At 62.7% G+C, this 23659-nt stretch carries 23 protein-coding genes; 21 read left to right on the forward strand and 2 right to left on the reverse strand.

Translation table 11 applies throughout. The features are described 5' to 3' along the window. Nucleotides 1–215: 215 nt before the first annotated feature. From FJ434_RS25400 to ftsH, 15 genes are all read left to right on the forward strand, one after another. On the forward strand, nt 216–596 hold the full coding sequence (locus tag FJ434_RS25400; RefSeq protein WP_140752001.1) for a cbb3-type cytochrome c oxidase subunit I: 381 nt from the start codon (nt 216–218) through the stop codon (nt 594–596). A gap of 385 nt (nt 597–981) precedes the next feature. After that, nucleotides 982–1515 carry a DUF1465 family protein gene (locus FJ434_RS25405; RefSeq protein ID WP_027141789.1) on the forward strand — a complete coding sequence of 178 codons (534 nt, stop codon included), beginning with the start codon at nt 982–984 and terminating at the stop codon, nt 1513–1515. A gap of 96 nt (nt 1516–1611) precedes the next feature. Next, nucleotides 1612–2124, forward strand: a complete 513-nt coding sequence (gene ruvC / locus FJ434_RS25410) for a crossover junction endodeoxyribonuclease RuvC (RefSeq protein ID WP_027141790.1) — start codon at nt 1612–1614, stop codon at nt 2122–2124. 13 nt (nt 2125–2137) lie between these two features. Beyond that, entirely contained in the window at nt 2138–2758 is a 621-nt protein-coding gene (ruvA, locus tag FJ434_RS25415) for a Holliday junction branch migration protein RuvA (protein WP_140508964.1), read from the forward strand. Between the two features lie 43 nt (nt 2759–2801). Continuing rightward, entirely contained in the window at nt 2802–3839 is a 1038-nt protein-coding gene (ruvB, locus tag FJ434_RS25420; protein WP_140752003.1) for a Holliday junction branch migration DNA helicase RuvB, read from the forward strand. Between the two features lie 194 nt (nt 3840–4033). Beyond that, the gene (locus tag FJ434_RS25425; RefSeq protein ID WP_140752005.1) at nt 4034–4930 is read left to right on the forward strand and encodes a metallophosphoesterase; all 897 of its coding nucleotides are present in this window, start codon (nt 4034–4036) and stop codon (nt 4928–4930) included. Between the two features lie 169 nt (nt 4931–5099). Then, complete coding sequence (ybgC, locus tag FJ434_RS25430; protein ID WP_140508965.1) at nt 5100–5570, forward strand: tol-pal system-associated acyl-CoA thioesterase; 471 nt, start codon at nt 5100–5102, stop codon at nt 5568–5570. Nucleotides 5571–5829: 259 nt separating this feature from the next. Then, complete coding sequence (gene tolQ / locus FJ434_RS25435) at nt 5830–6540, forward strand: protein TolQ (RefSeq protein WP_015315267.1); 711 nt, start codon at nt 5830–5832, stop codon at nt 6538–6540. 11 nt (nt 6541–6551) lie between these two features. Continuing rightward, nucleotides 6552–7004, forward strand: coding sequence for a protein TolR (tolR, locus tag FJ434_RS25440; protein ID WP_027141797.1), 453 nt, complete (start codon nt 6552–6554; stop codon nt 7002–7004). A 7-nt stretch (nt 7005–7011) separates the two neighbouring features. Continuing rightward, the gene (locus tag FJ434_RS25445; protein ID WP_140752007.1) at nt 7012–8169 is read left to right on the forward strand and encodes a TonB family protein; all 1158 of its coding nucleotides are present in this window, start codon (nt 7012–7014) and stop codon (nt 8167–8169) included. 39 nt (nt 8170–8208) lie between these two features. After that, nucleotides 8209–9519 carry a Tol-Pal system beta propeller repeat protein TolB gene (tolB, locus tag FJ434_RS25450; RefSeq protein WP_027141799.1) on the forward strand — a complete coding sequence of 437 codons (1311 nt, stop codon included), beginning with the start codon at nt 8209–8211 and terminating at the stop codon, nt 9517–9519. Nucleotides 9520–9754: 235 nt separating this feature from the next. Further along, a complete protein-coding gene (gene pal / locus FJ434_RS25455) occupies nt 9755–10261 on the forward strand; it encodes a peptidoglycan-associated lipoprotein Pal (protein WP_027141800.1) in 507 nt (168 codons plus the stop codon). A gap of 179 nt (nt 10262–10440) precedes the next feature. Continuing rightward, nucleotides 10441–11535 (forward strand): tol-pal system protein YbgF, encoded by a 1095-nt coding sequence (gene ybgF, locus FJ434_RS25460; RefSeq protein WP_140752009.1) that lies wholly within the window; start codon nt 10441–10443, stop codon nt 11533–11535. 58 nt (nt 11536–11593) lie between these two features. Further along, nucleotides 11594–12961 carry a tRNA lysidine(34) synthetase TilS gene (tilS, locus tag FJ434_RS25465; protein WP_140752063.1) on the forward strand — a complete coding sequence of 456 codons (1368 nt, stop codon included), beginning with the start codon at nt 11594–11596 and terminating at the stop codon, nt 12959–12961. 122 nt (nt 12962–13083) lie between these two features. Further along, nucleotides 13084–15009 (forward strand): ATP-dependent zinc metalloprotease FtsH, encoded by a 1926-nt coding sequence (ftsH, locus tag FJ434_RS25470; RefSeq protein WP_027141803.1) that lies wholly within the window; start codon nt 13084–13086, stop codon nt 15007–15009. 66 nt (nt 15010–15075) lie between these two features. Here ftsH and FJ434_RS25475 read toward each other — a convergent pair whose 3' ends face one another. Further along, entirely contained in the window at nt 15076–15393 is a 318-nt protein-coding gene (locus FJ434_RS25475; RefSeq protein ID WP_348640984.1) for a winged helix-turn-helix transcriptional regulator, read from the reverse strand. A 231-nt stretch (nt 15394–15624) separates the two neighbouring features. Between FJ434_RS25475 and FJ434_RS25480 the strand changes: the two genes are divergently transcribed. Together FJ434_RS25480 and FJ434_RS25485 are read left to right on the forward strand one after the other, a co-directional pair. Continuing rightward, a complete protein-coding gene (locus FJ434_RS25480; protein ID WP_140752011.1) occupies nt 15625–16389 on the forward strand; it encodes an SDR family oxidoreductase in 765 nt (254 codons plus the stop codon). A 28-nt stretch (nt 16390–16417) separates the two neighbouring features. Beyond that, entirely contained in the window at nt 16418–17287 is an 870-nt protein-coding gene (locus tag FJ434_RS25485; RefSeq protein ID WP_140752013.1) for an NAD(P)-binding domain-containing protein, read from the forward strand. 75 nt (nt 17288–17362) lie between these two features. Here FJ434_RS25485 and FJ434_RS25490 read toward each other — a convergent pair whose 3' ends face one another. Then, nucleotides 17363–18226, reverse strand: a complete 864-nt coding sequence (locus tag FJ434_RS25490; protein ID WP_140752015.1) for a hypothetical protein — start codon at nt 18224–18226, stop codon at nt 17363–17365. A 369-nt stretch (nt 18227–18595) separates the two neighbouring features. On the opposite strand from FJ434_RS25490, the gene glmM reads away from it, so the two are divergent. The 4 genes from glmM to FJ434_RS25510 all read left to right on the forward strand — a co-directional run bounded on the left by glmM (nt 18596) and on the right by FJ434_RS25510 (nt 23625). Next, nucleotides 18596–19948, forward strand: coding sequence for a phosphoglucosamine mutase (gene glmM / locus FJ434_RS25495; RefSeq protein WP_027141808.1), 1353 nt, complete (start codon nt 18596–18598; stop codon nt 19946–19948). 245 nt (nt 19949–20193) lie between these two features. Continuing rightward, nucleotides 20194–21036 (forward strand): outer membrane protein, encoded by an 843-nt coding sequence (locus FJ434_RS25500; RefSeq protein ID WP_140508980.1) that lies wholly within the window; start codon nt 20194–20196, stop codon nt 21034–21036. A 302-nt stretch (nt 21037–21338) separates the two neighbouring features. Then, entirely contained in the window at nt 21339–22196 is an 858-nt protein-coding gene (locus FJ434_RS25505; RefSeq protein WP_140713050.1) for an outer membrane beta-barrel protein, read from the forward strand. Between the two features lie 253 nt (nt 22197–22449). Beyond that, a complete protein-coding gene (locus FJ434_RS25510) occupies nt 22450–23625 on the forward strand; it encodes a phosphoserine transaminase (RefSeq protein ID WP_140752017.1) in 1176 nt (391 codons plus the stop codon). Nucleotides 23626–23659: the final 34 nt, after the last annotated feature.

Raw genomic sequence — 23659 nt, forward strand, 5'->3', positions numbered from 1 at the left:
CCAAGGCGGCCCGATCGCCTTTCAAAAAACGCCCATGCATCACGTGCGCCAAATATCGGCTCCCGTGCAAAGGCCTCATGTCGGGAGCGTCGGGGGGCGACATCGTCCGGAAACAGTGCCGATGCTAGTGCCGACGCTGGAAGTCCGGCGGCGACAGCGCTCGCCTGGCGATCAACTCATTCCCAGCTTGGGAAAAGGCAATTCGGGGGACTAATATGCAAGGGACAGCACGGAATTTCTTCACGCTGGCGATCATCTATGCGCTGTGCGGCATGGCACTCGGCATCCACATGGCCATCAGCGAAGATCACGGCCAGATGCCGACCCACGCCCACACTATGGTGGCGGGCTGGCTGATGTCGGCGGTCTTCGCGTTCTTTTACCACCTGTTTCCGGCAGCCGGGCAAAAGACGCTGGCCCTGGTCCATTTCTGGCTGACGGCAATCAGCGGCATCGGGCTCATGATCGGCCTTTATATACTGCTTGCCGGAAATCCGGGGATCGAGCCGTTGCTGGGGATATCCTCAATCGGCTTCTACGCAGGCATTCTGCTGTTTGCCTTCATTGCCTTGCCAGTGGTGTGGAAAAAGACCTGAGGGAAGGTTGAAACCGGGCCTGTGCGGCTGTGCTGTTACGGCACAGGAGCACGGTGTCGGGTTAAAAAATATCAGGGATGTTAAGGGTTCATTAAGCTTTACAGGCGTTTACTATGTCCATCCAGTGATCTGGATTCTTACCGAGTGGTTGGAGCCACTTTGTTTGACGCCTCCCTGTTAAACTCCTGAGAGCCGCCTTATCCGCGGCTCTTTTTTTGTCCGCATTCCGGCGGCATTCCGCGCAGCGGTTCCCCGTTAACCTTCTGTTAAACATGTGCTTGCCTTCACCCCGGACGAAGCGCATTTTCAAGCTTCAGTTATATAGCGTCCCGGGTGTATCGGCAGAGAGCCGAATCGGCCGGTTGCGAGTGCAGGGGCATTATCAATGAACGAGCCTTCGAAGGGCATTGCGAAAACCGTGAAGCTGGCGGAGCGCCGGGTTTTTTCGCACTCCTTCAAGCCGCTTTACCAGGAAGGCATGGGGCTGGTCGAACAGGCGGCGGAGTATCTCGACGGCAAGGGCCGGGCCGAGGCCAAGAAACTGTCGCGGCTGGCGGCCACGCTCTACGCGGCCGAATCGATGCGACTGACCACGAGGCTGATGCAGGTTGCCTCGTGGCTGCTTTTGCAGCGCGCGGCGAATTCCGGCGAGATGACCCGCGACCAGGTCGCCTCGGAAAAGTCCAAGGTGCGTCTCGATACCGCTTCCGCCCATGACGAAGCGGCCGGCTGGGCCGAACTGCCAAACGATTTCCTCGACCTCGTTAACCGATCGCTGCGCCTGCAGGCATTGGTGCGCCGCATGGATGAAGAGATCTACGGCGCCGGCGCGGTGGTCGACATGCAGCCCGTGGCCCGCCGGCCCAATCCGGTTTCGGACCAGATCAGCCTGCTCAACACGGCGTTCGCCCGCAATTAAGCGATCCCGCAATCGCTCCCCTTGAATTGGCAAGGGTTGTTTCTGGTTTGTTCACATTTCGCTGGCATCGCTGTCCGCCGGGGGTAAAGTCACCGGATGGGGGACGCGATTCGCATCATCGGTATCGATCCGGGGCTCAGGCGCACCGGCTGGGGCATTGTCGAGAGCCTCGGCAATTCCTTGCGTTTTGTCGCTTCGGGTACCGTGCGCTCCGAGGACAAGGCAGCGCTGGCGACGCGGCTCTGTCAACTGCATGATGGGCTTGCCGAAGTCCTGCATCAGGCCATGCCGCATGAGGCCGCCGTCGAACAGACCTTCGTCAACAAGGACGCCGTTGCGACGCTGAAGCTCGGCCAGGCGCGCGGCATCGCCATGCTGGTCCCGGCGCGGGCGGGCCTCGTCGTCGCCGAATATGCGCCCAACGCGGTGAAGAAGGCGGTGATCGGCGTCGGCCACGGTGACAAGAAGCAGATCCACATGATGGTGAAGGTGCTGCTGCCGAAGGCGATCTTCGACACCGAACACGCCGCCGACGCGCTGGCCATCGCGATTTGCCACGCGCATCACCGGCAGAGTGCGGCCTATCGGCTGGCAGTATTGGCATCATGAGAGGCTGTTGGGGATGATCGGCAAGCTCAAGGGCACGCTCGACGAGGTCGACGAAGACCATTGTCTCGTCGATATCCACGGCGTCGGCTATGTCGCCTACTGCTCGACCCGCACGCTGGCGGCACTGCCTTCGCCCGGCGAAGCGGTGGTGCTGTTCATCGAGACCTATGTCCGCGAGGACATGCTGCGGCTCTACGGTTTCCAGTCGCAGCTCGAGCGCGAATGGTTTCGGTTGCTGATGAGCAACGTGCCGGGTGTCGGCGCCAAGGTGGCGCTGGCCATCCTGTCGACGCTGGCGCCGGCCGACCTCGCCAATGCCATTGCACTGCGCGACATCGCCATGGTTTCCCGCGCCCCTGGCGTCGGCAAGAAGGTGGCCGAGCGCATCGTCACCGAATTGAAGGCCAAGGCGCCGGCCTATGCAGGCACAGCCACCGGCACCATCGGGCTCAAGCAGGAACTCGGCGAAGGCGTAGCGCCGGCGCCGATCACCGACGCGGTCTCGGCCCTGGTCAACCTCGGCTATTCGCGTGACACCGCCGCCAATGCGGTGTCGGCGGCGCTGAAGACGGCGGGCGAGGGCGCCGATGCGTCGAAACTCATCCGCTTCGGGCTGAGGGAACTGGCGCGGTGAGCCATCGCTTGTCCGAGGCGCTACCCTGTGCAAGGAAGGACCCATGAGTCTTTCCCCCCGTCTCATTGCACCGGAAAAGCGTGGCGAGGACGCCGAGCAGACGTTGCGGCCGCAGACGCTCGACGATTTCGTCGGTCAGGCGGCGGTGCGGGCAAACCTCAAAGTCTTCATCGAGGCTGCCATGGGCCGCAAGGAGGCGCTCGATCATGTGCTGTTCGTGGGACCGCCGGGGCTGGGCAAGACGACGCTGGCGCAGATCATGGCGCGTGAGCTCGGCGTCAATTTCCGCTCGACCTCCGGGCCGGTCATCGCCAAGGCAGGCGATCTCGCGGCACTGCTGACAAATCTCGAAGAAGGCGATGTGCTGTTCATCGACGAGATCCACAGGCTCAACCCGGCGGTGGAGGAAATCCTCTATCCGGCGATGGAGGATTTCCAGCTCGACCTGATCATCGGCGAGGGACCGGCGGCGCGCTCGGTCAAGATCGACCTCGCGCGCTTCACCCTGGTGGCAGCCACCACGCGGCTCGGTCTGCTCACCAATCCGTTGCGCGACCGCTTCGGCATTCCGGTGCGGCTCAATTTCTACACCGTCGAGGAGTTGGAGCAGATCGTGCGGCGCGGCGCTCGCATCCTGCAGATGCCGCTCGGCAATGACGGTGCGCTCGAGATCGCACGGCGCGCGCGCGGCACGCCGCGCATTGCCGGCCGGCTGTTGCGGCGGGTGCGCGATTTCGCCTCGGTTGCCGGCGACGGCCATGTCGACCGCCTGATCGCCGACGAAGCCTTGACCCGGCTCGAAGTCGACGCGCTTGGCCTCGACGCGCTCGACCGCCGCTATCTCAGCATGATCGCGCGCAATTTCGGCGGCGGGCCGGTGGGTATCGAGACGATCGCGGCGGGCCTGTCCGAGCCGCGCGACGCCATCGAGGACATCATCGAACCCTATCTGATCCAGCAGGGCTTCATCCAGCGCACGCCGCGCGGACGCATGCTGACCGCCAATGCCTGGCGCCATCTCGGCCTCGATGCGCCGAAGGATCTGGCGCAGCAGCAGATCAATTTGTTCCAGGAAGAGTAGCCCGCCGCGGCTTTCACGCCGATCAAGCATCAGTGAACGGACCTGCGCAAATTCTCCTCATCTTCGCCGGCTTGCAGGCGTATTCTTGGATTGTATCGGGCTCGCTGCCTCTTGCACGTCGTCCTCCCAAATCGAGATCGCTTTTGGGGGGACAGGCGTCAGCGCATGCCGAAATGAGGTGCCGGAGTCACTCAATGATAACCAGACGCGGGTTCCTGCGCTTCATCGGCGGGTCATTCCTGTCGGTCGCCTCGTTCAGTGCCTACGCCGTCGGCATCGAACCGATGCTGCTGACGCATGTGAAGCGCTATGCGCTCACGCCACCGCATTGGCCCGCCGGATTGAAGCTTCGCGTCGTCGCGCTTGCCGACATCCACGCCTGCCGGCCGTGGATGACGCCGGAGCGGATCGCTTCGCTTGCCGAAGAGGCGAATGCTCTGCAGCCGGACCTGATCGTGCTGCTCGGCGACTACATCGCCGGCATTCGCCTGTTGTCGCAAAGGGTGACGCCGCCGGAATGGGCTGGCGCCCTATCGGGCCTCAAGGCACCGCTCGGCGTGCTGTCGATCCTCGGCAATCACGACTGGTGGGCCGATGGCTTCGCGCAGCGTGCCGGAGTTGGTCCGACGATCGCGCGCAAGGCATTGGAGAAGGTCGGCATCCCGGTTCTGGAGAACGACGTCGTGCGTCTGGAAAAGGATGGACATGGCGTATGGATCGCCGGCCTCGCCGATCAGTTGGCGCTGTTGCGGAAAAAGAAGCACGAGCGTCCCAGGCGATTGGACGATCTCGACGGCACGCTGGCTAAAATCAGCGACCCCGCGCCTGTCATCCTGCTGGCGCACGAACCAGACATTTTTCCAAAAGTGCCGTCGCGCGTGTCGCTGACGCTAGCGGGACACACCCATGGCGGGCAGGTGCGGCTGTTCGGCTATTCGCCTATCGTGCCGTCGCAGTTCGGCAATCGCTACGCCTATGGCCATGTCATCGAGAACGACCGCAACCTGATCGTCTCGGGCGGGCTCGGCTTCAGCAATTTGCCCATCCGCTTGGGCATGCGTCCGGAAATCCTGCAGATCGACCTCGGCTGACCGGCACTTCAGGGTAGGCTTCGGATTGCGTCCTTCACGTCCGGCTCGGCCTTCTCGCCATTGAACGCTTCGACGACGCCAGCACGGGTCTTGATCCGCGCCGTCAACAGTGCCATCGGGTTCATGCGCCAAAAATACCTGCCGCGTCGGCATCCAAAAGGAAAGCGCAATGGGCGATCATGGTGAATCCGCGGCATTGCTGGCTGGGCTTTCCGGCGCGCTGACCGAGTTCGGCCACCGGCTGATGGCGCGGGTCTATTATGCCGATACCGATTTCTCAGGCGTCGTCTATCACGCGCGCTATCTCGAATTCCTCGAGCGCGGCCGCTCCGATTATCTCAGGCTCACCGGCGTGCATCATACCGAACTCGCCGACGGCAAGCATGGCGAGAAGATCGTATGGGTGGTACGCCGCATGGAGATCGACTTCCGCATCCCCGCCCGCATCGACGACATACTGACCGTCGACACCCGCACGCGGGACATCTCAGGCGCGCGCATCTTCATGGCGCAGCAGCTCAAGCGCGGCGACGAGGTGCTGGTCGAGGCCAAGGTCGAGGCGGCGATCATCGGCGAGAACGGCCGGCCGAGGCGCTTCCCCAGGGAATGGGTCGCGGCCTTCATGCCTCGGGTACGCTGATATTCAGGTGATGCCGGCCTGCGATGCCCGGGCGCGGCAATGCGCCGCGCCTGACAGACTAACCCATCCTTAACCATAACGGTTCATGAAGAGATTGGCGAAGATTGGCGTTATCCAGCGCCTTCCTTTCACCAATATTTGCCCCGAAAAGGCCGCTAACGGCACGGTTTGGGGTGTCCGGTAGCTTCGTGCGAACCGACCACAAGGGATGCCATGGGCCAGCCGCCAGCTTCGCCCGGAAAATCTTAAGGACGTAACGATGGAAAATATCGCACTCGCCGAACCGGGCGCGCAATTGTCGATTTGGGCCTTGTTCATGCAGGCCAGCTGGGTGGTCAAGCTGGTCATGATCGGGCTGCTTTGCGCCTCGGTATGGACCTGGGCGATCATCGTCGACAAACTGGTTGCCTATGGCCGCATGCGGCTGGCGCTGAACCGCTTCGAGCAGGTTTTCTGGTCCGGGCAGTCGCTGGAGGAACTCTACCGCACGCTCGCCGACCGCAAGACGACAGGCATGGGCGCCATTTTCGTCGCCGCCATGCGTGAATGGAAGAAGAGTTTCGAGAAAGGCGCCAAGTCGCCGCTCGGCCTGCAGACCCGCATCGACAAGGCCATGGACCTGGCGCTGACTCGCGAGATGGAGAAGCTGGAGGGACGCCTCGGCTTCCTTGCCACGACCGGATCGGCAGCACCTTTCATCGGCCTGTTCGGCACCGTCATCGGCATCATGACGTCGTTCCAGGCCATCGCCGGCTCCAAGAACACCAGCCTCGCGGTGGTCGCGCCCGGTATCGCCGAAGCGCTGCTGGCGACGGCCATCGGCCTGCTCGCCGCTATTCCGGCTGTCATCGCCTATAACAAGCTGTCATCGGATGCGAGCAAGATCGCTGTGCGCATGGAGGGGTTCTCCGATGAGTTCTCCGCCATACTCTCGCGCCAAATCGATGAAAAAGTCGCGCCTAAGGCCTGAGGAGTAACGAGATGGGTATGTCCGTAGGCATGGGAGGGCGCGGCGGGCGCGGCCACCGGCGGCGCGGCCGCCACCATGCGCTGATGTCGGAAATCAACGTCACGCCGATGGTCGACGTCATGCTCGTGCTTTTGATCATCTTCATGGTCGCCGCGCCGATGCTGACGGTCGGCGTGCCGATCGACCTGCCGGACACGCAGGCCAAGGCGATGAATGCCGACACCCAGCCGATCACCGTCTCGATCGATGCGACCGGCAAGATATTCCTGCAGGAAACCGAGATTCCGATCGAGGAACTGGTGGCCAAACTGCAGGCGATCTCGAAGACCGGTTATGAAGAGCGTATCTTCATTCGTGGCGACAAATCGACCGACTATGGCACGGCCATGAAGGTCATGGCTCGCATCTCGGCCGCTGGTTACAAGAACATCGGCCTGGTTTCACTGCAGGAACAGGATCAATAGACGCACGATGAGGACCGGCCTCACCACATCGGTGATCCTGCACACGGCGGTGCTGGCCTTCGGCTTGTTCACCCTGTCGGCGCCGGCCGCGCTTCCGTCGGCCGACGTGGAGTCGGTTGCGGTCGATATCGTGCCGATGGAAGCCATTGCGCAGACGCTACAGGGCGACAAGAAGGCCGTGATGCATGAAAAGCCGGCGCCGTTGCCGACGCAGCGTCCCGACGTCGTGCCGGATGCGCAGAAAGTGGGCGAAAACAGCGTCGACACCGACAAGCCGATAACGCCGGAAGCCAAGCCGAACCCCGTCGACACGACGTCGGCCCCGGCGCCAGCGCCAACCCCGAAGGAAATCCCGAAGACCGAAGACGTGCCGAAGCCGCAGGAAAAGCCCAAGCCCATTCCGGCGACGGAAGTGGCGCCAGCGCCGACGCCCAAGGAAGAGGTCAAGCCCGAGCCGGTCAAGAAGACGGAGCCCAAGCCGACGCCGGCCAAGCCGGCGCCGACACCGCCGCCGCAGGACAAGACCGCTGCTATCGATCCGACCCCTGAGGTCAAGCCGGATGCCGTCGCCGAGGCCATAGCCAAGGACCCGCCCACAGAAGAGACCCAATTGCCGAATTCGGCGCCCGCGCCGGAAGCGCGGCCAAAGCCGCAGCCGGCACAGGCCGAAAGCGCCAAGGCGCCTGACCGCAAGGATGCCGACAAGCCGGTCAAGGAAGCCTCGTCGAAGCCGAAGTCCGACGACAAGCAGTTCAACGCCAATGAGATTTCGGCCCTGCTCGACAAGCAGAAGCCGTCCGGCGGCGGCGCCAAGCGCTCGACCCAGCAGGCGTCGCTCGGTGGCGACAAGAATCAAGGCCAGAAGCTGTCGAAGTCCGAGCAGGGCGCCCTGGAAAGCCAGTTGGGCGGTTGCTGGACCTTGCCGGCCGGGCTTGAAGGTTCGGAGAATTTCGTCGTCGTCGTCCGTTTCAATCTGAACAACTCAGGCAAGCTCGACGGCCGTCCCTCCGTTGAAACATCGAGCGGCAACAGGCAGTTCGATGAGAGTGCGGTGCGCGCGGTTCAGAAATGCGACATGGCCGGCCTGCAGGTTCCCGCCGGCAAGCAAGATATCTGGAACGACATCCGGGTCACCTTCGATCCAAGGGAGATGCTCGGCCTGTAGGCCCTGACATCCGAAAATCAGTATGAGAAGCGAGAAGACATGAAATCAATCCTCAAGCCGCTCCTGATGATTGCCGCGATGGCGATGGGCATGACCGCTGCCGGCACGCTGCCGGCGCTGGCGCTCGTCGAACTCAACGTCAACAAGGGCAATGTCGAGCCGCTGCCGATCGCCATCACGGATTTCCAGGGCGGTGATGCGCTTGGCGCCCAGATTTCCCAGATTGTCACCGCTGATCTCAAGCGCTCCGGCCTGTTCGCGCCGATCGACAAGAGCGCCTTCATCGAGAAGATCGCCAATCCGGACGCAACCCCCCGCTTCGACGACTGGAAGGTAATCAACGCGCAGGCGCTGGTCACCGGCAGCGTCAGCAAGGAGGCCGACGGCCGTATCCGCGCCCAGTACCGGCTGTGGGACACCTTTGCCGGACAGCAGATGGCCGGCGAGCAGTTCTTCGCCAACGATGCCAATCAGCGCCGCGTCGCCCACATCATCGCCGATGCCATCTATGAGCGGCTGACCGGGGAGAAGGGCTATTTCGACACGCGCGTCGTGTTCATCGACGAGTCCGGCGCCAAGAACGCGCGCAAGAAGCGCCTCGCCATCATGGACCAGGACGGCGCCAACGTCCGCTACCTTTCGGATGGCCGGTCGATCGTGCTGACGCCACGCTTCTCGCCGAACCGGCAGGAAATCACCTACATGTCGTATGAAAGCGGCCAGCCGCGGGTCTATCTCCTGCAGATCGAGACCGGGCAGCGCGAACTGGTCGGCAATTTTCCCGGCATGACGTTCGCGCCGCGCTTCTCGCCCGACGGCCAGAAGGTGATCATGAGCCTGCTGCGCGACGACGGCAATTCCAACATCTTCGCCATGGACCTGCGCAGCCGTTCGACGACGCGGCTGACCAACTCCACCGCCATCGACACCTCCCCCTCCTATTCGCCCGACGGCAGCAAGGTGGTGTTCACCTCCGACCGTGGCGGCCGCGCGCAGATCTACGTCATGGGCGCCGACGGCTCGGGCCAGACCCGCATCTCCTTCGGCGACGGCGTCTATTCGACGCCGGTATGGTCGCCGCGCGGCGACCTCATCGCCTTCACCAAGCAGAGCGGCGGCGAATTCCAGATCGGCGTCATGAAGACCGACGGCTCTGGCGAGCGCATCCTGTCGTCCGGCTTCCAGCAGGAAGGCCCGACCTGGGCCCCGAACGGCCGCGTGCTGATGTTCTTCCGTGACTCCAATGGCGGCCCGAAACTGGTTTCCGTCGATCTCACCGGCCGCAACGAACAGCCGATCCCGACATCGAATTTTGCTTCGGATCCGGCCTGGTCGCCGTTGCTGGAATAGGTTCGACTGAATTGCCACACAAGCTGAAAAGGGGCCGTTTTCGGCCCCTTTTTCCCGCCTTCGTCGCGTTTTGGCCGCATTTCCGCCTAGGGTCCGCGCCAACTGTGGCTCATGACAAAACGGCTGCGGACGGGCAGTTTAAACCGAATTTTAACCGTGTTTCTTGAATGCCGGTTAACCCAAACGTGGTTACTGGGTGATCAACGAAATCACTCGAATACGAAGGAGAGGCGGCATGGGCCGTATCGCAGCACTTACCAGAAACCCGGTCATGATCGCGCTGGTGGCGATGCTCGCCGTCGCCGGTTGCGCCTCGAAGAAGACGCCGAACAGCGCCGCTGACCTTGGCCTCAATGGCGCGGGTGCTGCAACACCCGGCTCTGCGCAGGACTTCACCGTCAACATCGGCGACCGCATCTTCTTCGATACGGACTCGACCTCGATCCGGGCCGACGCGCAGACGACGCTTTCGCGTCAGGCGCAGTGGCTGAACCAGTACAAGCAGTATGCCATCGTCGTCGAAGGCCATGCCGACGAACGCGGCACGCGCGAATACAATCTGGCGCTCGGTGCCCGCCGTGCGGCCGCTACTCGCGACTTCCTGGTTTCCAAGGGTGTTTCGGCCAGCCGCCTCAAGACGATTTCCTACGGCAAGGAACGTCCGGTCGCGGTATGCGACGACATCTCCTGCTGGTCGCAGAACCGCCGCGCCGTCACCACGCTCAGCGGCGCTGGATCCTGATCGGCAAAAATACAACACACTTCTGCGAAAGGCGGCCTCCCGGCCGCCTTTTTCATATCCGGAGGCCCGAAACAAAATTTGGCCGAAGTCTCGCGCCCTGCTATGAGCCGAGGGCGCTTGGCTGGTCTCACATCGATTGGAAGGCGCGAACAAGCTAACGATTGGACGGCGAGAGGCACATGCATTTGAGATCGGTTCTGAGCGGCACGCTTGCGCTGCTGCTCCTATCAGGCGTAACCGCTTTGGCGAGCGGTTCGGGGCAATCAACCGAGAGCGGGTTTTCCTTCCATCTGCCGACACTTGAGTTGCCCAGCCTTTTCGGTGAGAAGAAAAAGCAGGATCAGGTCCAGCTCGCGCAGTCGAGCGGCGCCGGCGTGACCGGGCTCGAGGACCAGCTGCGGCAGCTGACCGGCAAGGTCGAGGAACTCAATTTCCAGATCCTGCAAATGCAGGAGCAGATCCGCAAACAACAGGAAGACAACGAGTTCCGCTTCCAGCAGCTGGAAGGCGGCTCGCAAGGTGGACAACCGCCGGCGCAGAAGAAATCAGACGCCACCACCGGAACCAACACCGACGTGGCCTCGGCCCCGGCAACCCAGGCGCCGGCTGATGCCGGGGCCGCGCCCGGCGGCGATCAATCCACAAGCGGCAAGACGGTCGAGGACGTCATTGTCGAATCACCCGACGGCGACCCCGGCAAGGTGATCCCCGGCAAGGGAGCGCCCGAAAAGACCTTTGGGTCCATCACCGTCGACAAGAATGGCAATGTGATCGATGCCGGCGGCAATACGCAGGCAACCGCACCGGCACAGGACACGGCACCCGCCAACGGCGCACCTGCCAAGGCCGGCAAGTCCGGCGGCACGGTGGTCGCGGCGCTGCCCGCCACCAACAATCCCGAAGAGCTCTACCGCAACTCCTACCAGTTCATCCTGTCGGGCGACTACGGCACCGCCGAACAGGGTTTCCGCGACCACATCTCCCGCTTCCCCAAGGACGCCAAGACGGCGGACGCACATTACTGGCTGGGCGAATCGCTGCTTGGCCAGCAGAAATACCGCGATGCGGCGGAAGTCTTCCTCGCCGCCAGCAAGGACTATCCCAAAGCCAAGAAAGCGCCCGACATGCTGTTGAAGCTCGGCGTGTCGCTGGTCGGCCTCAAGCAGCATGATGTCGCCTGCGCCACCTTCAGCGAGGTCGGAAAGCGCTATCCCGATATTTCCAGCACACTCAAGGAACGCGTCAAGCAGGAGAAGGCACTGGCTGCGTGCTGATCTTTCCCAGGGATGTCGCAGTCCCAAACCCGGGACCGCTTTTGGGCGACATGCATTGATGCTCGACCCCGGGCCTGATTTTTCGACGAGACTTTTTTCGCATATCGATTTTACCAACGGCGCTGTTGCGGCCGTATCGGGCGGCAGCGACTCGACTGCGCTCCTTCTTCTTCTCAAACAGCATCTCGACCGAACCGCACCGTCCGCCAGGCTGCTGGCTGTAACCGTCGACCACGGTTTGCGGCAGGGTTCGGCTGATGAGGCACTGGCCGTGGCGAAGCTTTGCGCGGAGCGCGGCATCGACCACCGTATCCTGGCCTGGTCCGGAGAAAAACCGTCGACCGGCCTCCCGGCGGCAGCGCGCGAGGCGCGCTATCGGCTGCTGGCCAGCGCCGCGCGGGCGGAAGGCATCGGCCTGATCGTGACCGGACATACATCCGACGACCAGGCCGAGACGGTGCTGATGCGGCTCGATCGCAATGATGCGGCCCGCGACGAGGGACGGGGCCTTGCCGGCATGGCACCCGCCACCTTGCATGACTGGCGCGACTGGATCGTGCGACCGCTTCTTGGGGTGCGGCGCCATGCGTTGCGCGATTTCCTGCGGCGCCAACAGGTCGGCTGGGCCGAGGACCCGACCAATGCCGATGAAGCCTTCGAGCGGCCGCGCATGCGCGCAATCCTTGCCGGGGAGGCTGGCGCACAGCGCATGAACGACGCGCTGGCGTTGGCCGCGAAGGAGGCCGGCGCCCGCACGCGTCTTGGCGCGGAGGCCGCCTGCCTGGTCGAGCGCTTTGCCAGCCGGCCGGCAGTGGGCCTCATCCGGCTCGATCCGGCCCTGCTCGGCGCCGGCGACGATCGGGCGGCCGTCTACGCGCTGCGCATTCTCCTGGCAACGTCGGGCGGGATTGCCTTCCTGCCGGACCTGGCTCGCAGCGAGGCGTTGTTCGCCCGGCTGAAGGCCGGGTTTCTTTGCGCCACATTGTCGCGGACGGTGGTCGACTTCCGGCGCGCCGGCATCTTCCTGCACCGAGAGATGCGGGGCTTGCCGGCGGCAGCGGCGGCGGTCGACGCGGCCATCTGGGATGACCGCCGCCAAATCACGTTGAACGACGCCAACGGTGCATTGTTGATCGCGCCATTCGGGGCAGCGGCGGCGAAGCGGCTGGCTGTAGGCCGGGGCGACACCCCGCCCAGCCTGTTGCGCGCGGCATTGGCGGCTGAACCAGCCCTGCCGGAAGCCGTCGGGAAAGCTGGTCCGGCGCCTGATTGGCCCGCACCGCAAAGGTTTGCGGCCTCGCCGATCGTTAGCCCCTTTGCCCGCTTCCTGCCGTCCTTTGATCTGGCCCCGGCACGCGCCGTCGCCGGGTTGATCGGCGCCGCGCCGCTTCCCGCCTTGCCATTGCGTGGCCACAGTGCCGGTTGACGCTGGGCGAAAGCTTAACCCAGACATGCTGTTCTGCTTGGCAAGGGGGGACGCTCTCCCTATGTTAGGCTCAAGTTTCCTCTCATGATGCTGTCCGCTCGCGGACGCCAACGGGACAATTGATGAATCCGAACTATCGCAACCTCGCGCTCTGGGCGATCATAGCGGTCCTGCTCATCGCCCTCTTCAATCTGTTCCAGACGCCGCAGACGCGCGGGGCTTCGAGCGATGTGCCTTATTCGCAGTTCCTGCAGGATGTCGCGGCCGGCCGGGTCAAGACGGTGACCATCGCGGGCGCCCGCATCACCGGCACCTACACCGACAACTCCAGCGGCTTCCAGACCTATTCGCCCGGCGATCCGCAGCTGGTCTCGCGGCTGCAGGACAAGAACGTCACCATCAATGCGCGGCCTGAGACCGACGGCTCCAATTCGCTGTTCGGCTACCTGATCTCGTGGCTGCCGATGATCCTCATCCTCGGCGTGTGGATATTCTTCATGCGCCAGATGCAGTCCGGCTCCGGGCGCGCCATGGGCTTCGGCAAGTCCAAGGCCAAGCTCCTGACCGAGGCGCATGGCCGCGTCACCTTCCAGGACGTCGCCGGCGTCGACGAGGCCAAGGAAGATCTCGAAGAGATCGTCGAGTTCCTACGCGATCCGCAGAAATTCCAGCGCCTCGGCGGCAAGATTCCGCGCGGCGTGCTGCTGGTCGGCCCTCCCGGCACCGGCAAGACGCTGCTTGCCCGCTCGGTCGCCGGCGAAGCCAACGTGCCGTTCTTCACCATTTCGGGCTCGGACTTCGTCGAGATGTTCGTCGGCGTCGGCGCCAGCCGCGTCCGCGACATGTTCGACCAGGCCAAGAAGAATGCGCCCTGCATCATCTTCATCGACGAAATCGACGCCGTTGGCCGCCATCGCGGCGCCGGCCTCGGCGGCGGCAATGACGAGCGCGAGCAGACGCTGAACCAGCTGCTGGTCGAGATGGACGGCTTCGAGTCCAACGAAAGCATCATCCTGATCGCCGCCACCAACCGGCCCGACGTGCTCGATCCGGCATTGCTCAGACCAGGCCGTTTCGACCGCCAGGTGGTGGTGCCGAACCCCGACATCGTCGGCCGCGAGAAGATCCTCAAGGTGCATGTGCGCAACGTGCCGCTGGCGCCCAATGTCGACCTTAAGGTCGTCGCTCGTGGTACGCCCGGCTTCTCTGGCGCCGACCTGATGAACCTGGTCAACGAATCCGCGCTGATGGCGGCGCGGCGCAACAAGCGCCTCGTCACCATGGCCGAGTTCGAGGACGCCAAGGACAAGATCATGATGGGCGCCGAGCGCCGCTCGTCGGCCATGACCCAGGCCGAGAAGGAGCTGACCGCCTATCACGAGGCCGGCCACGCCATCCTGGCGCTCAACGTGCCGTCGGCAGATCCGCTGCACAAGGCGACCATCATCCCGCGCGGCCGCGCGCTCGGCATGGTGATGCAGTTGCCGGAAGGCGACCGCTACTCCATGAGCTACAAATACATGATCTCGCGCCTCGCCATCATGATGGGCGGCCGAGTCGCCGAGGAGTTCAAGTTCGGCAAGGAGAACATCACGTCCGGCGCTTCCTCCGACATCGAGCAGGCGACCAAGCTGGCGCGCGCCATGGTCACGCGCTGGGGCTTCTCCGACAAGCTCGGCCATGTCGCCTATGGCGACAACCAGGAGGAAGTGTTCCTCGGCCATTCGGTGGCGCGTACGCAGAACATCTCGGAAGAGACCGCGCAGATCATCGACGGCGAGGTGCGCCGGCTGATCGACGAAGCCTATTCGACGGCTAAATCCATCCTGACCAAGAAGAAGAAGGAATGGATCGCGCTGGCACAAGGCCTGCTCGAATACGAGACGTTGTCCGGCGAGGAGATCAAGCAGTTGATCGCCGGACAGAAGCCCTCGCGCGACCTTGGCGACGACACGCCGCCGAGCCGTGGCTCGGCCGTGCCGAAGTCCGGCCGCCGCAAGAAGGGCCCCGAGCCCGAAGGCGGCATGGAGCCGCAGCCGTCCAGCTGAGCTTAGATTACAGGTTTCAAGAAAAACGCCGCGGTTTGAAGCCGCGGCGTTTTTTATTCGTGCTGGTCATGAAGCGTGCGGCGCGGGCGCATCTGCCTTGCCGGGACGCCTTTCAGTCCGCACCGCATGTTGCTTGCCCCATCTGGCGAGCGGGATCAGGGCATTGTCCAGCTCGATGCCGAAGTCGGTGATCGAATATTCGACCCTGGGCGGCACTTCGGGGAAGACCTGGCGATGGACGATGCCGTCCGCCGCCATTTCGCGCAGCTGCTGGATCAGCATTTTTTCGCTGATGTCGGGCACCAGGCGCTTCAGCTCGCCGAATCGCGCCGGCGCTTTGTGTATCTGCCAGAGCAGCAACGCTTTCCATTTGCCGCCGATCACCTCGAGTGCGGGTCCAAGTCCGCAACTATCTGGCTGTTTCTTTCCCATGTTTCATCCAATTCTGAGCAATCGGTGGGTGGCTTACATTTTTGTCGGTACTTGAGAAAAACCAAGTCGGCCCATAGCTTCGGACCAGATCGCAAACACCGGCGAGCACCACAACACCATATCGGTATCCCGCTTCGGCCTGCAAAGGCCGTCGAGGGCAGGATTTTGTCAAAAGGATGCATCATGACACGATACGCAAACAGCAAAGCTGTGGTGATCGGCGGAACCCACGGCATGGGGCTCGCTGTCGCCGAGGCATTGGTTGAGGGCGGCGCCGAGGTGCTGGTCACCGGCCGTGACGAACGCAACATCGATGCCGCACGCGCCAGGCTGTTTTCGCGCGCCCATGTGCTGCGGTCCGACATCGGCGACATGGCCGCTATCGTTACACTCGGCGCAGAGGTCGGGCAGAAGCTCGGCCAGATCGATTTCCTGCACGTCAATGCCGGGATCGCCTATCTGGAGCCGGTGCCGCAGGTGACCGAAGACAGCTACGACCGCATCTTCAACATCAATACCAAGGGGGCCTTCTTCACCGTTCAGCGGCTCTTGCCCCTCATTAGGGATGGCGGCGCCATCGTCTTCACCTCGTCCGTCGCCGACGAATCCGGCACCGGCGGCATGAGTGTCTATTCCGGGTCGAAGGCAGCACTTCGCGCCTTCGCCAAGGTGCTGGCCGCCGAACTGCTGCCGCGCCGGATCCGCGTGAATGTGGTCAGCCCCGGCTTCATCGACACACCGACAATGGGTGTGGCCAGCGCTTCCGCCGAGGAGCGTGCGGCCTTCATCAGGATAGGCGACAAGGTCACGCCGATGAAGCGTCACGGCACGATCGAGGAGGTGGCGCGTGCGGTGCTGTTCCTGGCTTTCGACGCGACCTTCACCACGGGTGCCCGGCTGACCGTGGATGGCGGCCTTGGCCAGGATCTGAGCCCTCTGCCGACGTGACCGGCAAAGCGAACAAAGGAAAAGCAGGATGAGTGATATTGCTGTAATCGGCCTCGGTGCCATGGGCACGGCGCTCGCCGAAGCCTTTCTTGATAAGGGGCACGCGGTGACGGTGTGGAACCGCTCAGCGGCAAAGTCGGAGCTCGTCGCGGCAAAGGGCGCCATAGTGGCCAGGAATGTCGAGGAGGCGGTCAGCTCGAGCCCGCTGATCGTGGCATGCCTTCTGGTCTACGACACGGTCCATGAGGTGCTCGGTCCCGCAGGGGACGCGCTTTCGGGACGCACATTGGTCAATCTCACCAACGGCACACCCGAACAGGCGCGAGTGATGTCCGTCTGGGCCGCCCAATGCGGTGCCGACTATATCGACGGCGGCATCATGGCGGTGCCGCCGATGATCGGCGGGCAGAATGCCTTGATACTCTACAGTGGCTCCAGGCAAGCGTTCGACGACCATGCAGGCCGGTTCGATGCGCTCGGCACCAGCAAGTATCTTGGCGAGGATGCCGGTCTAGCGCCACTCTACGACATCTCGCTCCTGGCCGGCATGTACGGGTTGTTCGCCGGTGTGCTGCAGGCATTGGCATTGACGGGCAAGGCTGGAATCCCCGCCGGCGAATTCATGCCGCTGCTGACATCGTGGCTTCAGGCGATGCAAGGCGGATTGCCGAAATGGGCGCAACAGATCGACAGCGGCGACCACACCGCGAATGTCGTTTCCAATCTGGGCATGCAGGCAGATGCCTATATCAATCTGGTCGATGCCAGCAAAGCGGCTGATGTCAGCACCGAACTCGTCTTGCCGATGCAAAATCTTATGCGACGCGGTGTGGCGGCTGGCATGGCCAACGCCGATCTTTCAAGTCTGGTCGGGCTCCTCTCCAAGCAAGGGAGTTGAGCCTGGCCAATGCCGAACAAAAAAAAGCCCGCGAACCTTGCGGCTCGCGGGCTTTGTTTTTTCAGATGCGGTCGATCAGCTCTTCAGCTTGGCATTGCAGAGGCTGTAGAAGCCGCCGCCCTTCTGGATCCACTTCAGGCCGCCAAGCGTGTTGGCGTCCTTGTTGGCGTAGTACTGTTCGAGGCAGGTGTGCATGCGGCCCTTGGCCGGGGTCTCGCTGGCGAATTTCGGCGAGATGGCGGTCGGGAAAGTCACGCCCTTTGGCGCCACAGCAGTCGGCTTTGCTGGTTCCTTGGTGTAGGTCGCCTCGCTCGGAGCCGGCACGGTATCATCGTCAGAGGCGCTGGCGCCGCATTCGCTCTTGCGGAAGTCGTTCCACTTCATGCCGTTCAGCGTGTTCGCCGTCTTGGCAGCCTGATATTTGGTGCTGCATTCGGCCATGCTCAGGCCCTTGCCAGAAGCGGCGGCCGGGGCGGTCGTGGTCGCAGCCTTGGTGGTCGCCGGCTTGGTGGTGTCAGCGGCGGCGGATGCGCCAGCGGCGCATTCGGTTTTGCGGAAGTCGTTCCACTTCATGCCGTTCAGCGTGCCGGCGGCCTTGGCCGCCTGGTACTTGGTGCTGCATTCCTTGGCGGTCAGGCCCTTGGCCGTGCTGTCGGCGGTTGCGGCGGCAGCCTTGGGGGTCTTGGCCGGCTTGGTTTCGGCCGGCTTGGTTTCAGCAGCCTTGGTCGTGGCCGCCTTGGTGTCGGTGGTGGCCGCGGCGTCGGTGCCGCACTGTGCCTTGCGGAACTGGTTCCAGGTCGCCCCGGCAAGTGTCCCCGCGTCCTTGGCGGCGTTATACTTCGTGCTGCACTCGGCCATCGTCAGCGCGTTGGCTGGCGCGGCCAGGAACAACGTCGCGACCGCAAGGCCGGTCAGAGTAGCAATTCGGTGGATGAGCATAGCGTTTCTCCGTGGCTGCAGCCCATTATACGTCCCAGCGAATCAATAACGCTCAACGGTCGGTTGCGCCAGATGCCAAGTGGCGTATATATCGCCGAAAATCGCATTCTGACGACAAGGTGATGAAATCATTTGGCCTGACGGCCGCCGAAGCAAGAATTCTCGGGGTGCATCCGCGCCGAATGGCTCGCAAAACTGGTATATTGAGAGGCAACCGCGTCTCCATGCTAAGCTGCCGCCATGTTGTGTGCAGTGCACAACAATGATTTTCTAAGGATTGGTAACATATAATCACACAATGTGATCGAGGCGCGGCGGCCAATTGTGGCATCACGTGCCGGCTAAGGACAATCGAGGGTACTGGCTAGCATGGCAGGGAATTACTTCGGCACGGATGGCATTCGCGGGCGCGCCAACAAGTTTCCGATGACCGCCGAAATCGCCATGCGGGTTGGCATGGCCGCCGGTCTTTCGTTCCAGCGTGGCAGCCATCGCCATCGTGTCGTGCTCGGCAAGGACACCAGGCTTTCCGGCTACATGATCGAGAACGCGATGGTGGCCGGCCTTTGCGCCGCCGGCATGGACGTGTTCCTGCTCGGCCCGATCCCGACGCCGGCGGTGGCCATGCTGGTGCGTTCGCTGCGTGCCGACATCGGCGTCATGATCTCGGCCTCGCACAATCCCTATTACGACAACGGCATCAAGCTGTTCGGGCCTGACGGCTACAAGCTCTCCGACGAGATCGAAGAACGCATCGAGAGCATGCTCGACAAGGATATCGAACTGGCGCTCGCCGATTCCGACGGGCTTGGCCGCGCCAAGCGTGTCGACGGCGTGCATGACCGCTACATCGAGTTCGCCAAGCGCACCTTGCCACGCTCTATGTCGCTTTCGGGCCTCAGGATCGTCGTCGACTGCGCCAATGGCGCGGCTTACAAGGTGGCGCCCGAGGCGCTGTGGGAACTCGGCGCCGAGGTCGTGGCGATCAATGTCGAACCCAACGGCTTCAACATCAACAGGGAATGCGGCTCGACCCATCCGGCCGGGCTGCAGAAGAAGGTGCATGAAGTGCGCGCCGACATCGGCATCGCGCTCGATGGCGATGCCGACCGCGTCGTCATCGTCGATGAGAACGGCGCCATCGTCGACGGCGACCAGATCATGGCGCTGATCGCCGAGTCATGGCACCAGAGCGGGCGGCTGGCCGGCGGCGGCGTCGTTTCGACGATCATGTCCAATCTCGGCCTCGAACGCTTTCTCGGCGACATGAAGCTGCAATTGCACCGCACCAAGGTCGGCGACCGCTATGTCGTGGAGCATATGCGCGCGCATGGGCTCAATGTCGGCGGCGAGCAGTCGGGCCACATCGTGCTGTCAGACTTTTCGACCACGGGCGACGGTCTGGTCTCGGCGCTGCAGGTGCTGGCCTGCATCAAGCGGCAGGGCCGCCCGGTCAGCGAACTGTCGAAGAAGTTCGAGCCGGTGCCGCAACTGTTGAAGAACGTTCGCATCGCCGGCGGCAAGCCGCTGGAGGAAGCCCCGGTCAAGGCCGCGATCGAAGACGCCCGCCACCGTCTCGGCAAGGCCGGGCGGCTGGTCATCCGTCCATCCGGCACCGAGCCGCTGATCCGTGTCATGGCCGAGGGCGACGATCCGCAGCTGGTCGAGGCCGTGGTCAACGACATCGTCGGGGTGATCTCGGAAACCCGTAGCGCCGCCTGATCGCCGCCCAGGGGAAGGCGTCGCGCGCCGCCTTGGTTGCATCGAAGCTCCCCTCCCGGCGGCTTTTTGTTGGCCACAACTGGTCTCCTTCTGTCGAAATCATGGCCGAATCCCTGGAACTTTAGAGATTCGTGGTTAATCGACAGGGTTAAACGCCTTTTAACCTTTGCAATTCATTATCCACGCCTGAAAGCCAATCTCATTCGGACGCGATCGCCGTTCCGAGGTTTCTAGGGGTGACAAGCATGTTCAATACAGCAAGAAGGGCCCTGTTCGCGCTGCTGTTCGCGGGTTTGGCCTGGCCGGTGTTCGCAGCCGACCTGCCGGAGCCACAGGTTGAAGAGGCACCGCCACCGGTCTACGAGCAGCCGGTGGACGTCGGCGGCTGGTATATCCGCGGCGACATCGACTATCACAAGTCGAAGGTGGGCGACATCGACTACATCACCTATGGGGCCGCCCCTTGCCCCTGCGGACCTCCTGTCGGGGTCGCCGGCAGCAAGACTTTCGATTATGGCAAGCTCAAAGGCGGCTTCTCGCTCGGCGGCGGCGTCGGTTACAAGATCAACGAACACTTCCGCACCGACCTGACCGCCGACTACTGGTTCAAGTCGAATTTTAATGGCGGAACCTCGGATCTCACCTCGACCTCGACCGAAGTGTCGAAGATGAGCGCCTTGCTGCTGCTGGCCAATGCTTATGTGGATATCGGCACCTGGCACGGCATCACGCCCTATGTCGGCGCCGGCATCGGCGGTGCGCGCATCAAGTGGGATACCGTCCACGATCCGAACACCACCGAGACCAATCCTGGCGCGTCCAACTGGCGTTTCGCCTACGCGGTCATGGCCGGTGCTTCCTACTGCCTGACCGACAAGATCATCCTCGATGCTGGCTACCGCTTCTCCCATATCCAGGGCGGCCGCATGTTCGAATACGACACGAGCAGCGCCGGGCCTGGCTTCGACCATGGCTTCAACACCCACGAGGTGCGGGGTGGCCTGCGCTACCAGTTCGGCGGCAACAACGGTTGCGCCGCACCGGTGGTGGCCTACCAGCCCGAACCCGAGCCGATCTACACCAAGTAAGACTTGCACGACCTGATATATGCGAACCGCCCGGCCCAGCCGGGCGGTTTTCGTTTGGGTTGTCGCCAGGGAAGTACTTCAGACGTCGCATCGAAATAGAACCAAGCGGCACACTTCAGATCTTTGCTTTCCTGCATGCCGGCTTCTCCAAAGGCAGGTCATTTTGGGCGACATGCATTAGCGAAATCAATTCGCTAACGCTCTGTTAGCCTTAACCGCGACTTAACCACTATGGTTAACAATGCTCCTCGAAACGATGGTGCGTCACCTATGCGACGCGCCGAATTCGGGAGCCGGGGACCATGATATCAATATCGCGTATGGGGCTGGCGCTTGCCGCATTCCTGTTGCCGCTGACGCCTGCAATAGCCGCCGACTACGATCCACCGATCTATGTCGACCAGGCACCCGACTATGTGCCGGTCGAGGTCGGCTCTGGCTGGTACCTGCGCGGCGACGTCGGCTATGCGTTCAGCCACCCATTCGATAACGAGGAGGTCTCGAGCGGGCCCCTGAACAGCTTTACGTCCGAGAGCAGCCTTTTTACAGGCAGCGTTGGCATGGGCTATCACGTCAACGACTATCTTCGGGTGGAACTGAATGGCGGGATTCTGCCGACCAATAAATTCGCCGATCATCAGAAACTTGCCACCACTTGCAAAGGCACGACGCTCGTAGATGACGGTTTCGGAACCATCAATTCCGCGCCCGCATCGCAGTTGTGCGACCAGATCGACAACGGCAGCAACAAAGCCTACAGCCTCATGGCCAATGGCTATGTCGATCTCGGCACTTATGTCGGGATCACTCCGTATGTCGGCGGCGGCATCGGCCTTGCGTACAACAAATATTACAAGAGCATCGGCGCCAAGGATTGTGTGGAAACACCGGTAAATTCCGCCGGAACGGGCGGGTTTTTCTGCAATGACCCCGCAGGGTATGATGGCCAAACCGATACGGCCGCCAAATTCAACTTCGCTTACTCGATCGGCGCCGGGCTGTCTTATCAGGTTACGAAGAACGTTTCCGTCGATCTGGGCTATGAGTATTTCTCGGTGCCGGACGGCAAATATGTCGCCTACGACAATGGCGCCTTCAACGTTCACAAGGGCATAGACTACCAGACTGTCAAGCTCGGGCTGCGCTACGACCTCTGGTAAGGCCTGGGAAAGACCGGGACTTTGGCGGCGGATCCTGAGGTCCGCCGTTTGCGTTTGGATCCCGAAATCCTGATCGCAGACATTTCTTGTTTGATTACATGTCGCTGTCCGCCGCGCGCTTTTGGGCGACATGCGTCTGATATCCCGGCAGCGACAAAAACTTTCCTCTTGACGCCCGAGGCCTGAACGCATATCGCCGTCCGTGGGCCACCCCTCCCCAACGAGGGGCCACTATCTGGAAGGATAGACCACGATGACGAAGCTTACGAAGCCCGGACTCCGTCCGGCAAATCCCAATTTTTCCTCAGGTCCCTGCGCAAAACGTCCCGGCTGGTCGGTCGAGGCGCTGAAATCCGCCGCGCTCGGCCGTTCCCACCGCGCCAAGATCGGCAAGACCAAGCTCGAGCAGTCAATCGCGTCGACGCGCGAGATTCTCAAGGTCCCGGCCGACTACCGCATCGGCATCGTGCCGGCCTCCGACACAGGTGCCGTCGAGATGGCGCTGTGGTCGCTGCTCGGCGAGCGCGGCGTCGACATGGTCGCCTGGGAAAGCTTCGGCTCCGGCTGGGTCACCGACGTGGTCAAACAGCTGAAACTCGCCGATGTCCGCAAGATCGAAGCCGGCTATGGCGCACTGCCGGATCTGACCAGGATCGATTTCGATCGCGATGTGGTCTTCACCTGGAACGGCACGACCTCGGGCGTCCGCGTGCCGGACGGCGGCTTCGTTCCCGCCGATCGCAAGGGCCTGACCATCTGCGACGCTACTTCCGCGGCCTTCGCGCAAAGGCTCGATTTCGAGAAACTCGATGTCGTGACCTTCTCCTGGCAGAAGGTGCTGGGCGGCGAGGGGGCGCATGGCATGCTGATCCTGTCGCCACGTGCCGTCGCGCGGCTGGAGAGCTACAAGCCTTCATGGCCGTTGCCGAAAATATTCCGCCTGACCTCGGGCGGCAAACTGATCGAGGGCATCTTCAAGGGCGAAACCATCAACACGCCGTCGATGCTTTGCGTCGAGGACTATCTCGACGCGTTGAACTGGGCGAAGTCGATCGGCGGCCTCGATGCGCTGATTGCCAGGGCGGATGCCAATGCCGCCGTGCTCGACCGGTTCGTGGAAAGCTCATCCTGGCTCAGCCATCTCGCCGTCGCGCCGGCGACACGATCGAACACGTCGGTTTGTCTGTCTTTCAGCGACCCGGATGTCGCGGCGCTCGACGCTGATGGGCAAGCGGCGTTCGCCAAGGGGCTTGTCTCGATGCTCGACAAGGAAGGCGTCGCCTACGACATCGGTTCCTATCGCGATGCCCCGCCGGGATTGCGCATCTGGTGCGGCGCAACCGTCGAGGCCTCCGATCTCGAAGCGCTGATGCCCTGGCTCGATTGGGCTTTTGCCAGCCAGAAGGCGTCGCTGAAAGCGGCTGCCTGAAACTCTCCGTGGCGGCCCGAGGGCCGCCCATTCC

Source organism: Mesorhizobium sp. B2-5-13, from assembly GCF_006440535.1.
Taxonomy (GTDB): Bacteria; Pseudomonadota; Alphaproteobacteria; order Rhizobiales; family Rhizobiaceae; genus Mesorhizobium; species Mesorhizobium salmacidum.

Coding starts and splice junctions, on each gene's coding strand:
- FJ434_RS25400 (WP_140752001.1), top strand. CDS start 216: ATGCAAGGGACAGCACGGAATTTCTTCACGCTGGCGATCATCTATGCG.
- FJ434_RS25405 (WP_027141789.1), top strand. CDS start 982: ATGAACGAGCCTTCGAAGGGCATTGCGAAAACCGTGAAGCTGGCGGAG.
- ruvC (WP_027141790.1), top strand. CDS start 1,612: ATGGGGGACGCGATTCGCATCATCGGTATCGATCCGGGGCTCAGGCGC.
- ruvA (WP_140508964.1), top strand. CDS start 2,138: ATGATCGGCAAGCTCAAGGGCACGCTCGACGAGGTCGACGAAGACCAT.
- ruvB (WP_140752003.1), top strand. CDS start 2,802: ATGAGTCTTTCCCCCCGTCTCATTGCACCGGAAAAGCGTGGCGAGGAC.
- FJ434_RS25425 (WP_140752005.1), top strand. CDS start 4,034: ATGATAACCAGACGCGGGTTCCTGCGCTTCATCGGCGGGTCATTCCTG.
- ybgC (WP_140508965.1), top strand. CDS start 5,100: ATGGGCGATCATGGTGAATCCGCGGCATTGCTGGCTGGGCTTTCCGGC.
- tolQ (WP_015315267.1), top strand. CDS start 5,830: ATGGAAAATATCGCACTCGCCGAACCGGGCGCGCAATTGTCGATTTGG.
- tolR (WP_027141797.1), top strand. CDS start 6,552: ATGGGTATGTCCGTAGGCATGGGAGGGCGCGGCGGGCGCGGCCACCGG.
- FJ434_RS25445 (WP_140752007.1), top strand. CDS start 7,012: ATGAGGACCGGCCTCACCACATCGGTGATCCTGCACACGGCGGTGCTG.
- tolB (WP_027141799.1), top strand. CDS start 8,209: ATGAAATCAATCCTCAAGCCGCTCCTGATGATTGCCGCGATGGCGATG.
- pal (WP_027141800.1), top strand. CDS start 9,755: ATGGGCCGTATCGCAGCACTTACCAGAAACCCGGTCATGATCGCGCTG.
- ybgF (WP_140752009.1), top strand. CDS start 10,441: ATGCATTTGAGATCGGTTCTGAGCGGCACGCTTGCGCTGCTGCTCCTA.
- tilS (WP_140752063.1), top strand. CDS start 11,594: ATGCTCGACCCCGGGCCTGATTTTTCGACGAGACTTTTTTCGCATATC.
- ftsH (WP_027141803.1), top strand. CDS start 13,084: ATGAATCCGAACTATCGCAACCTCGCGCTCTGGGCGATCATAGCGGTC.
- FJ434_RS25480 (WP_140752011.1), top strand. CDS start 15,625: ATGACACGATACGCAAACAGCAAAGCTGTGGTGATCGGCGGAACCCAC.
- FJ434_RS25485 (WP_140752013.1), top strand. CDS start 16,418: ATGAGTGATATTGCTGTAATCGGCCTCGGTGCCATGGGCACGGCGCTC.
- FJ434_RS25490 (WP_140752015.1), bottom strand. CDS start 18,226: ATGCTCATCCACCGAATTGCTACTCTGACCGGCCTTGCGGTCGCGACG.
- glmM (WP_027141808.1), top strand. CDS start 18,596: ATGGCAGGGAATTACTTCGGCACGGATGGCATTCGCGGGCGCGCCAAC.
- FJ434_RS25500 (WP_140508980.1), top strand. CDS start 20,194: ATGTTCAATACAGCAAGAAGGGCCCTGTTCGCGCTGCTGTTCGCGGGT.
- FJ434_RS25505 (WP_140713050.1), top strand. CDS start 21,339: ATGATATCAATATCGCGTATGGGGCTGGCGCTTGCCGCATTCCTGTTG.
- FJ434_RS25510 (WP_140752017.1), top strand. CDS start 22,450: ATGACGAAGCTTACGAAGCCCGGACTCCGTCCGGCAAATCCCAATTTT.